Consider the following 10,033-nt stretch of genomic DNA (forward strand, 5'->3'; position numbering starts at 1 on the left):
CTTTCGAGCGGGAAGAATCGACCACGGAGGAAGCTGAGGCGTTTGCACAAGCGGAAGCCAGAATGGAGTGGCGGCTTGCTTGGCTGCGTCGACGGCATCGGACAGCTTGGGGTAATCGTGATTTAATCCGACACCGCCATTGTCCGGAAAGAGTCGTGGTTGCGTCCTGCGGGCCGTGCCGAAGAAGCGCCACAATTCGCGGCACTGTCTGAGGGGGAGGAGATTGTTGGGGATTAGCGGTCGATGGGCCTGCAGCCCCGTGTGACTGCCAACCCTGTCGGGAAACGGCAAGGATCTCCTCGCCGTTTTTCTATGCTGCCTTGGCTTCCGCGCCGCGCCGGATGTCCTTCTCCAGCGGCGGACTCGCAATGTCCGAGAGGCTTCGGACGGCCTGCTCGAGCGTGCGAATCAGATCCGGGGTGGCTCCCAGGCCTTCATAAATGTTCTTCCAGCCCCGCACTGCACTCCATACCCGGCGAATCACGTCGAGCGCCTTAGGCCGGTCCGCCACGAAAGCAGAGAATTCGCTCATCGCATTGTCGAGGGTTGCAAGCTTCCCCTGCGTGCCCACGCTCAGGTGCAGGCGGCGCTCCATGGAGACGGACGCCCGCGGCACGACGTCATACAGCGGGCTCAAGCGCCAGCCCTGCAGCTGCGTGTCGTAGGCAAACGCGTGGTTGCGCAGGTGGTCATCGTCGTTGGTCAGGAAGATGTTAAGCACCATGCGGGCAAACAGCTCCTCGTTGTCGGCTTTCACGCACGACGCAACGACCTGCTCGCGAATCGTCTGGGCCAGATCCTTGTAGCCCTTGGCCATCGACTCCATCTCCGGGCATCCCATCAGGGTCAAGGCGCTGACTTGCGCTATGCGGCCTTCGGTATAACCAGGCATGGGCTCGGTGTCGTAGCCGCGCGCCATGGCCGAGAGCGCTTGCCCGGCCGGCGCCCAGTAGCGGTCGAACCGACGGATCATCAGCACCGGCTTGCCCCCGACCGCGATCATCTTCACCGGCGGAACGGAAAGCCCGGCGGTCCGCGCGATCTCCAGGGCGCCGGCCTCGAGGACTGCCATGTTGAGCGTGTCGGTCTTGGACGGGAACTTGGCCAGCCACAGGACGCTGTCGGCCTCCCGCACGGAAGCTTTCGGGCGCGCGCCGCCGGCCGACGGCACGCCGCCGAGGTATGGCAACAGGTTCGCCGGAATGGGCTCGCCGCTCTCGACCGCGTCAGCCGCCTGCAAGAGGTATGGCAGATCGATCAGCCCCCCGGCCCCCTTGTGAGCGGGGCTCTTTGTGTCCTCCCGCACGTCCAGCGCACCAACGCGGTCGCTGCCGGCCTCCAGCAGGTAGGTGAATTCGTCGAGCGAGTTCGGCGCGGCATTGAGCCGCGCCTCGATGACGCGGCGGCCCCAGGCATCGGGCGCAGCATCGCGGATCCCCCCAAATTCGTTCACCTCGGGCAGCGGGTACCAAACCGTGCCGGGCTCCGCCTGCCGCGCCTGCGCCAAGGTGAGCGCGCGAGGGTCTACCTCGATGGCGTTCGGCCGCTGCAGGTAACGCGTGCCATAGGCGAAGCTGACGGTTTCCCGACCCGCGGACGCCTCGCGACTGAGCAGTCCTGCGGGCACGAAGTGATGCCCTTCCGCCTGATCGGCGATGTGGGCGAATACCGCTACCTTGTTGGGAGCGCGACGAGGGGCCAAGGTTTATCCTTAGAAATCGAGTTCACGCAGTTCCGCCTTGCTTGCGGAGCGAATGCGCTGTGGCAGCTTGCGCGCATGCAAGGCGATCAATGCCGGCACATCGCCTGCCAGGAGCGCCTGCAGGGTGACTTCCGGCGCCAGGGCATGAACATAGCGCAGGAGCTGCGTAAGAGTCCGTCCCGGATCACCTTTTTCGATCAGGATCGCGGTTCCCCGGGAGAGCCCGGCGCGCGCAGCAACATCCGCTTGGCGTAGCCTCAGGCCTTGGCGCAGCTGAGTGATACGCTCACCGAGCTGCTCGGCTTCAGTGAGCCGGGAAAGAGGCAGAAGTGGAGATTCGTCTCGTTTCATGATGTCCGTAATCCTGAACTATAAGACGCTTTAGGTCTGTGATTACGAACATGGTAGCGATGGGGGTGCTTGTGGTCAAGACCGGAATATGTTCGCAAACTTAGACTTTATCTTGATTAAGGTCCATGATTGCAAACATTTCATATCGTTTCGATCCATCCGTCTCTCGACTTGGCTAGTGTGGCGTTAACGTCATAAATCACCTCAGCGAGTTGGATCCAGGGGAGGCTTCCTGGCTGGCGCTTGCCGAAGAAGAGGGCTGGCCGCCCGAAAGAGGCGGCGTCATCGTCCCACTTCCCAGGCTCGGACAGGCGGAATCACCTCATGTCGCGCGCCACTCAGGAGCGCCGTTTTGCTGCGGCGCCGGGTGACGCTCACGCTCTGGCGATTGAGCATGGCCAGCGTCGATCGACACGTCATTTTATGACCGCATCCGCTTTAGCTCAGCGATGCGGCGATGATAGCTTAGAAGTAGACAAGCCTTATCACCACACACATTGCGAGAATTGCGAAGCCATGCTCTCTGATCCGCTCGTAACCGATCCTTGTCAGGCGATGATTTTATCTTTTGATAATAGATTTCTGTCAACTGTCTATCAATACGAGCAAGTTCCGCATCCCCGCAAACAAGCTGCGCTTTAATAGATATGAGCTTGCTGCAATCAAGACTTCTCATCAACGCGATCTTCGTCTCGTATTGAACTTCCAGTAGCCCTGGCTTACAGAGCCCCTGCAGCGACTTACAAGCGACGTCGCGCTCGACCCATGCCATGTCTCGCGCACCATATTGCTTGACGAAACGATTGATACCTGCGTGGCTGATCCCTCTTTGCATTGCGTTGGCCGCGATTATTTCGTTGCAAAGCGAGTCATCGGTATAGGTTCGTCCTTCGCGCCGATAGCAACTGTGAAAACCGAGCAGCCCCGTACCAACAACACTTCGGCGTTCTCCGGAAGCGAACAGGATAGAAGCGCAAGCAGACGCGCACCTGGCATTATCTGGAACTATTGTATAGACACGTACTTCATCCATCGCATCGACGACTCGGAAAGCAGCCTCGACATTTCCTCCCGGACTATTTAAAACAAGGGTAACAAGTCCTTCGTCATCACGGTCAGCTATTTTGGCGAGCGCCAGAAGCTTATCTGCATCACCATTCTGAATCCTTCCCTCCCCGATAAGCATTTTCAGCTTAAGTTGGGGTTGGTAATAGATCTTGAAGTCCATCCCCAGCACCACACCGGGAAACATAAGCATAGCGACACAGAGCCAGGCAAGCATCCGGAGGATCAGGTTTTGCGCCACCGCGTTACTGGCTGCTAGGTGCTGAGTGCTGCGCATACACTTTCCCTCGGAATGTCAGAGGCCGCCGAACGCCTTGTCCATTTCAGTGGAAAGGACGGGCCATATCCATGTGCCCGCGAGTTGTCCGGTAATGAGACCTTGCCGAGCGCACATAGCCCATGTTCGACCTCGACCCATTATCGCGGATTGAAGGGCTGTTCAGGGGCCGGCAGCGCCGACTGGCGATCGGTTGACCGATGTCGCTTGCCGGGCCATCAAGCGATATCCCCGCAAAAGAAACGCGCGCCGCAACTGACGTGGGATCGTCGGCCACTCACGAACCATTGCCACCCTTTGAGGAATGGCTTGCGCATGGGAATTTGTTCTCGGCGACACTCATTCGTGCCATCATCGGCTGCGGGCAAGGGATGCTTTCTTTTGTCGGAGGAGGCTTCTTCAGTCTGGCTCTCTACGAGCCTGCGAAGGCGGCGTTGTGCGACAACTGACCGCCGTTTCTACCCAGCACGGAGGAGGTGAAAATGGTCGAATCACGAAATGGACTTTGGAGGCGGGCGGGCGCAATGCTGGCCGCCGCCGGACTCCTGGCGCTATCGGGGGCTGCCCTGGCCACCAACCAGTCGCAACAGCGCCAACAAGGCAGGGACGCAAACCAGGCTGCCAAACAGGAAGCGCGCGCGGGCAAGGTCGACTGCCGGGCTGCAAACCAGAAGAGCAACTCCCAGTGCCGGCAAGACAAGCGCGACACAAAGCAGGAGGGCCGCCAGGAAAAACGGGACATCAAGTACTAGCGCGGCCGATGCTGGCCAACGAAACGATGATACGAATTCGTGCGACCGTTTCGGGCGCGGCCCTGCTCATGCGCAACCGGCCAACTACGGTCACAGGACTGCGCTCTCAGGCCGACATTCGAATGTCGGCTTCTTTCTGACAGTGCTGCTTGCGAGCAGCGTCCAGCCGATGGCGCGACGTTGTTCCGGATGCCCCCCCCGCCTTCACATATACTGGTTCAATCCAAAATCCCACGAGCAGGTAGTGATCGCTGCGTTGACCGTCGCGTTCTAAGGCTTTCATGGCGGGATAGCCGGGAGGAGACATAGATGCCAGGGTGGGACAGACCTGCCGCGTACGCACCGTGGGTCCGATGGCTGTTGCCTTGCCTTGGCGTGCTCGCCGACGGCTGTATGGCCCAGGAACTCGAGCCGCGCACCTATTCGGCGGCGCCGGTTGRCACGCATTTCCTGCTGGCAACTTATGCAAGGCTCGGCGGCGATGTGCTGACCGACCCCTCCCTGCCGATTACGGACGTCAGCGCGAAGATCGACATTTTTGCATTGGGCTATCTGCAGGTGTTCGACCTGCTTGGCCGCACGGCTTCCGTTGGCGTCGTGCTGCCCTACTCGCGCGCCAACGTCGCGGGGAACGTGTTGGACGCGCCGAACAGCGTCTATCGTGCCGGCGTCGGCGACGCCTATCTGCGTTTCGCGGTCAATCTTCTGGGCGGCGGCGCAAAGACACCGGCCGAGTTCGCGAGGCATCCGCCAGTCCCCAGCCTGGGAACAAGCCTGACGGTGGTAATGCCGAGCGGGCAATATCACGCGGATAGACTGATCAATATCGGCGCAAACCGTTGGGCATTCAAGCCGGAAGTCGGCGTCTCGGCGCCATTTGGCAACTGGTTTGCCGAAGGTGCGTTCGGGGTCTGGCTCTTTACAGCCAATGACGAATTTCTGGGCAGCAGGCAACGCCAGCAGGGCCCACTAGCAGTCGTGCAACTACATGGCGGATACCAGTTCCGGCCCGGCCTGTGGCTCGCCGCCGATGCAGGCTTCTATAGCGGAGGCAATACGACAGTGGACGGCGTCCGCAACGACGATCGCCGCACCAATACGCGGTACGGGCTGACGCTATCGGTGCCCCTCGCGACCAACTGGTCTGGCAAGGTCAGTGCGTCCAAGGGCTGGATCACCCGTGCCGGCGGAGACTACAAGACGATCACGCTGACCGTGCAGTATCGATGGATTGACTGACGGCGTCGCACTCCAGCAACATGTCGGACTTGGTGACCTCAAAGACCGAAGGGGCCGTGGCGACGGCCGGGCTAATCCTAGTCATCCTGCGCAGGCGCTGGCGCCGTGGCTGTTCGGCATCTGCATCGACCTCTGGGGCGCGCAAGCACTATGGATATCGGGCGGATTGGGGCTCGCAGCTACTGCCGCGCTGTTTGCCATACACTCTGCCTCGGCCGAGCCGGCGACAGGCGCCGTTGCTAGCAAATAGCCGCTTCACGTCTTTTCTGGTCGCGGGTTTCGCCCGATGCGCGGATGACGTAGGCAGCGGCGATGTATGATGAGTTCCAAGCTGTCCAAGACAACGTTCCAGCCATGTCCGATGTCGTTCTTCAGTCGATTCTAACGTGCCCTCATTGTGGCTACGTGGCGGCAGAAATGATGCCGATCGAAGCGTGCCAATGGTTCTATGCATGTAAGGGCTGCGATCAAACGCTCACCCCTAAGCGAGGAGACTGCTGCGTCTTTTGCTCATACGGGTCGGTTCCCTGCCCACCCGTTCAAACACATGGCAAAGGCGACTGCTGCAGCAACTAGCTGGGGCCGATCAGTGACCTCCTGGTTCAGACTCCGAAGTCCGGATAGCCAGCCGCTTCATCTTCTCCCACAGCGTATTTCCGGGTCGTGATCTCCTGCGCGGCGGGCGTGCTGATGTAGTCGTAGAAGGCCTTGGCCTGGGGCGGTGCCCCGCCTTGCTGGATCTGCAAGTAGAAGTTGCCCGAGGAGAGATATCGTGCTGTCCCACCATGTGCGGGACTCAATCACTTCCGAGCAGCGCCGCTTTTGGTCAAGACGCGTCAACCATAGCGCGATTCGCCAGATCTGCTGTCAGGGACTTGCCGATTAGCCGGCGAACACTGTATATTTATACAGTTGTGGTCGCATCCCGGAAAGCTGGCTCCTGAAGTCAAGCCCGTGCGGCGCCTGCGCTTTCTCTCCCCCACCTCGAAAGGCAATCATGTTCGTGGACCGCACCGAAATCATCAACGCCGCCAAGGCACTGCGCGCCAGCCAGGAAGAATCCAGGTACAGCAAGCTCGTTGCGCTCGCGAACAAGCAGCTCAAGGCAATGCAAACGGCAATCCAGAGGGGCAAGGAAGAATTCGAGACCAGACTGGTACTCGACATCAACGAAGACAATCCGCAAGCAGCGCTGGAACCGCGCGCGCAACGGCTAGCCGACGACCTCAGAGCGCAGGGCTACACCGCAACGGTGACCACGTTTGCCGAGGTCAGCACCGACCGCAAGAACTGGACGCCGAATATCACGGTCGCCATCGGTCTGGGCGACATGGTTTCCGAAGTCGACAGCGAGATAGCGGAAAGCACGGTGACCGACGAGACGGAGGTCGCGCTGGCTGGCGAAGCTGTCAGTGAAATGGCCTGACGGCGGCGGGCAATCCGAGATAAGGCACGGCATCACGGGGCTTCGCGGACGGTCGCGTGCGTGATGGCTGTTCCTACAAGGGAAATCTGCACGCGATCTACCAGTGGCGCCCGATGTAGGAAACCGTGGCGTATAAGGACGCGATGCCTGCGCTTTGATCGAACGAGGACTGTCACCACGCATGGCGGATCTCACTGGTAGGAACATGCTCGCGCCGTGAGCCTGTGCGCGGCTATCCCTGCTGGCTTCGTCGAGGTCGACGATCGGCCACTAGCTGCCGTTCGCCATCACGCGCGATTCACGCAGGCCTGGCAGGCCTCAACTCTTCCTGGCCGTCTTCGCCACAAACGGCGTCGGCACGTGCTGGACCGTTTCGCTGCCGCACTTGGGGCACGGCGGATGGGCCGTTGCATGTTCAGCTAGATGTTCAGCGTGGTCGAAGACCTGACCGCACTTCTCACAACGGTACGAATAGGTGGGCATGACACGCCTCCATTCTGCATGGTGCAGGGACTCGCTGCATCTGATCTGCCGGTCACTTCCCGCAGACCGTCATTTCAATTCTAGGACACCGTCGCGTCCAACACGGCCAGTCATATCGCATTGTCAGCACCGCATCAGGCACCTATCCTTCACATCACCCTCCTTCGCGCTTTGCGTGCTTATCATGGAAACATGCCCAAATCGCCCGATCGGACGACGCAATGCCTGAATAGCTGTAGTTCTTATTTGGCAGTTCTTACACATTGCCGCCAGTTTCCCTCGCCATCGGTTTCATTTTTGAAGCATCTCGCGGAGGTTGCCTATGTCGTTGCGACCCGATTCCCATAGGGTTAGTCTAATTGACTCTTGGACTGAGAGCGCTAGACTAGAGATCGACCGGAGACACTCATGCACCCACGCAACATTGCCGGTGTCGCGGTTTCAGCGTTGATGTTGGGGTCGGGTTTCGCGCTCGCCGACGAACACCACGCGAGTACCTACCAGCTAGGCAAAATCACCTTCCCCACTTCCTGCGACCCGAAGGTACAACCACTCTTCGAGCGGGGCGTCGCGATGTTGCACTCCTTCTGGTTCACAGAGGCGGGCAAGACCTTCAATGCGGTCGTCGAGCAGGACTCTAACTGCGCAATTGCTTACTGGGGACTCGCCGTTAATCTGCTGGGCAATTCGCTTGCGGGCCCGCCGTCGCTGCGCGACGCCCAGGCGGCCTCGGAAGCCGTTGCCAAGGCCCGTGCGATCGGAGCGAAGACACAACGCGAGCGCGACTGGATCGACGCGATCGGTGCATACTACCGCGACTACGATAGAGTGTCAGTGGACACTCGCCTGCAGGCTTACGCTGACGCAATGCAACGAATGACGCAGCGCTATCCGGACGATGACGAGGTCTGGATCTATTACGCGCTAGCTCTGCAGGCCGCCGCGCCCGTGAGCGACAGGACCTACGCCAACCAGCGTAAGTCGGCGGAGATTCTGGAGAAGCTATTCGCGAAGAATCCTCAACATCCTGGAGCCGCACATTACCTGATCCACGCCTATGATTATCCGCCGCTTGCCGCAAAGGGTCTCGCCGCGGCGAGCAAATACGCCAGCATTGCACCGGCGGCGCCACATGCGCGGCACATGCCATCGCATATCTACACGATGCTCGGGCTTTGGGAAGAGTCGATCAAATCCAACCAGGCGGCCCTCGAGGTTCAACCCGATTACTACCACGCATTGGACTTCATGGTCTATGCGCATCTGCAGCTATCGCAGGATGTGAAGGCGCGCGCCTTGATCGAACAAGGCCTAGCCGACGCCATGCGCAAACCGCCGGTCTTGAAGGGCAACAAGAACTCTGTTGCGGCGATGCCCGCGCGCTATGCACTTGAGCGAGCAGACTGGAAGGCGGCCGCCGCCCTGCCCATTACCTCGAACAACTGGGCATACGCTGATTCGATCACGCGCTTTGCGCGCGGTCTCGGGATGGCCCGCAGTGGCGGCTTGACGAGCGCAAAACAGGAGATCGACGCGCTCAAGACGTTGCGGGAGGAACTCGGGAAATCAAACGAGTCCTATTGGGTGGCCAGAACCGACGAGGAGATCGCTGCCGTCGCAGCGTGGACCGCACAAGCCGAGGGCAACCCCACGCAAGCGGAGCGATTGATGCGGGCAGCCGCCGATGGCGAGGACGCCAGCATCAAGAACGTGGCCATGGAGAATCGACTGTTTCCGATGCGCGAGTTACTCGCCGACTTGCTCGCCGTACAAGGAAGAGCCGGCGAAGCCCTGCGGGAATACGAGGCGGCGCTGCGGGAGTACCCGAACCGCTATCACGGCCTGTACGGCGCCGCGCACGCCGCGGACGCCTCAGGGCAACGCGATAAAGCGGTCGAGTATTACAAACGACTCCTCGTGCTCACCAAAAATGCGGACAGCGCGCGACCGGAGACTGCCGCCGCCAAGGCCTACCTCGCGGCGCACTGAGTGGGGCTCCGAACGGTCGTATCCAGCCGTTGCCGCGGCATCGGCGTGATTTGCTGCTGTCCGAACCAATCTGACATGCCCCCAAACGGCGTAGGGGCGCCAGACCCGCTGACCCCCAATCAAGTTTCCACTTGGGATACTGCGAGTGTCCGCTTTCGCGTCTCGACGCGAATATCCGCATTTGGCCGACAGCGCCAGTTGGTGCCGGTTCCATGACAGTTACTTCCTTGCGTTCCGCGGCAAGGTGTGACCGGGCGGTATGGCCCTTCGCGTTGGACGTCTCAAAGGGGTCGGTTGCAGTCCTCCCCCTACCGTTTCGGTGAATAGCGCGCGATGCAATGAAGAGGCCGGTGTTTCCACCGGCCTGCTGAGTTTGTATGTATTACGAAGTATCAATACATACGTCCCCAAAGCATTCAAAACCCTTTGCTGGCAGGCGGCCAGCAGACCATCCCCTTAACTATGCATCGTTAAGGTATAAGACTCGAGAGGTGCGTCAGTTTGATGGCCCGGAGTTTCCCGGCGAAATAAGGCAGTGGCTTGGCGTTCAGTCCTTATGGACGCGACGCCCGTTACGGTCTGCCCACAGCAAGTAGGCCGAAAGCAGACTGACTCTAGTACTTAAATAAGTGCGCGAATATGTATAATCGTCGTCATGGAGCGCACATATAGCACTGGAAAGGCTGTCGACTTGCTCGACGTGTCTGTGAAGACTTGCAGCGATGGGAGCGCGAGGGTCGGTCCAGTGC

At 60.1% G+C, this 10,033-nt stretch carries 11 protein-coding genes; 6 read left to right on the top strand and 5 right to left on the bottom strand.

The features are described from left to right. Window positions 1–310: 310 nt before the first annotated feature. The 3 genes from AB4Z48_RS37745 to AB4Z48_RS37755 form a co-directional block, all read right to left on the bottom strand. Window positions 311–1,702: a type II toxin-antitoxin system HipA family toxin gene (locus AB4Z48_RS37745; RefSeq protein ID WP_441623567.1), complete on the bottom strand. Its 1,392-nt coding sequence runs from the start codon at window positions 1,700–1,702 to the stop codon at window positions 311–313. Window positions 1,703–1,711: 9 nt separating this feature from the next. Beyond that, window positions 1,712–2,053, bottom strand: a complete 342-nt coding sequence (locus AB4Z48_RS37750) for a helix-turn-helix transcriptional regulator (RefSeq protein ID WP_441623569.1) — start codon at window positions 2,051–2,053, stop codon at window positions 1,712–1,714. Between the two features lie 421 nt (window positions 2,054–2,474). Further along, a complete protein-coding gene (locus AB4Z48_RS37755; protein ID WP_441623571.1) occupies window positions 2,475–3,395 on the bottom strand; it encodes a lysozyme inhibitor LprI family protein in 921 nt (306 codons plus the stop codon). 200 nt (window positions 3,396–3,595) lie between these two features. On the opposite strand from AB4Z48_RS37755, the gene AB4Z48_RS37760 reads away from it, so the two are divergent. The 4 genes from AB4Z48_RS37760 to AB4Z48_RS37775 all read left to right on the top strand — a co-directional run bounded on the left by AB4Z48_RS37760 (window position 3,596) and on the right by AB4Z48_RS37775 (window position 5,962). Further along, complete coding sequence (locus AB4Z48_RS37760) at window positions 3,596–3,844, top strand: hypothetical protein (protein WP_441623573.1); 249 nt, start codon at window positions 3,596–3,598, stop codon at window positions 3,842–3,844. Between the two features lie 33 nt (window positions 3,845–3,877). Beyond that, the gene (locus tag AB4Z48_RS37765) at window positions 3,878–4,147 is read left to right on the top strand and encodes a hypothetical protein (RefSeq protein ID WP_441623575.1); all 270 of its coding nucleotides are present in this window, start codon (window positions 3,878–3,880) and stop codon (window positions 4,145–4,147) included. 393 nt (window positions 4,148–4,540) lie between these two features. Further along, window positions 4,541–5,386: a transporter gene (locus AB4Z48_RS37770; protein WP_441623576.1), complete on the top strand. Its 846-nt coding sequence runs from the start codon at window positions 4,541–4,543 to the stop codon at window positions 5,384–5,386. Between the two features lie 354 nt (window positions 5,387–5,740). Further along, window positions 5,741–5,962, top strand: coding sequence for a GDCCVxC domain-containing (seleno)protein (locus AB4Z48_RS37775; RefSeq protein WP_441623584.1), 222 nt, complete (start codon window positions 5,741–5,743; stop codon window positions 5,960–5,962). 26 nt (window positions 5,963–5,988) lie between these two features. Here AB4Z48_RS37775 and AB4Z48_RS37780 read toward each other — a convergent pair whose 3' ends face one another. Then, the gene (locus AB4Z48_RS37780; protein WP_441623578.1) at window positions 5,989–6,132 is read right to left on the bottom strand and encodes a hypothetical protein; all 144 of its coding nucleotides are present in this window, start codon (window positions 6,130–6,132) and stop codon (window positions 5,989–5,991) included. Window positions 6,133–6,383: 251 nt separating this feature from the next. On the opposite strand from AB4Z48_RS37780, the gene AB4Z48_RS37785 reads away from it, so the two are divergent. Then, window positions 6,384–6,812: a hypothetical protein gene (locus tag AB4Z48_RS37785; protein ID WP_441623580.1), complete on the top strand. Its 429-nt coding sequence runs from the start codon at window positions 6,384–6,386 to the stop codon at window positions 6,810–6,812. Window positions 6,813–7,130: 318 nt separating this feature from the next. Here AB4Z48_RS37785 and AB4Z48_RS37790 read toward each other — a convergent pair whose 3' ends face one another. Beyond that, complete coding sequence (locus tag AB4Z48_RS37790; RefSeq protein ID WP_045243030.1) at window positions 7,131–7,295, bottom strand: FmdB family zinc ribbon protein; 165 nt, start codon at window positions 7,293–7,295, stop codon at window positions 7,131–7,133. A gap of 408 nt (window positions 7,296–7,703) precedes the next feature. Between AB4Z48_RS37790 and AB4Z48_RS37795 the strand changes: the two genes are divergently transcribed. Continuing rightward, window positions 7,704–9,284 (top strand): hypothetical protein, encoded by a 1,581-nt coding sequence (locus AB4Z48_RS37795; protein WP_441623582.1) that lies wholly within the window; start codon window positions 7,704–7,706, stop codon window positions 9,282–9,284. The last annotated feature ends 749 nt before the right edge of the window (window positions 9,285–10,033 follow it).

It is taken from the genome of Cupriavidus sp. 2TAF22, from assembly GCF_052115045.1.
GTDB lineage: Bacteria > Pseudomonadota > Gammaproteobacteria > Burkholderiales > Burkholderiaceae > Cupriavidus.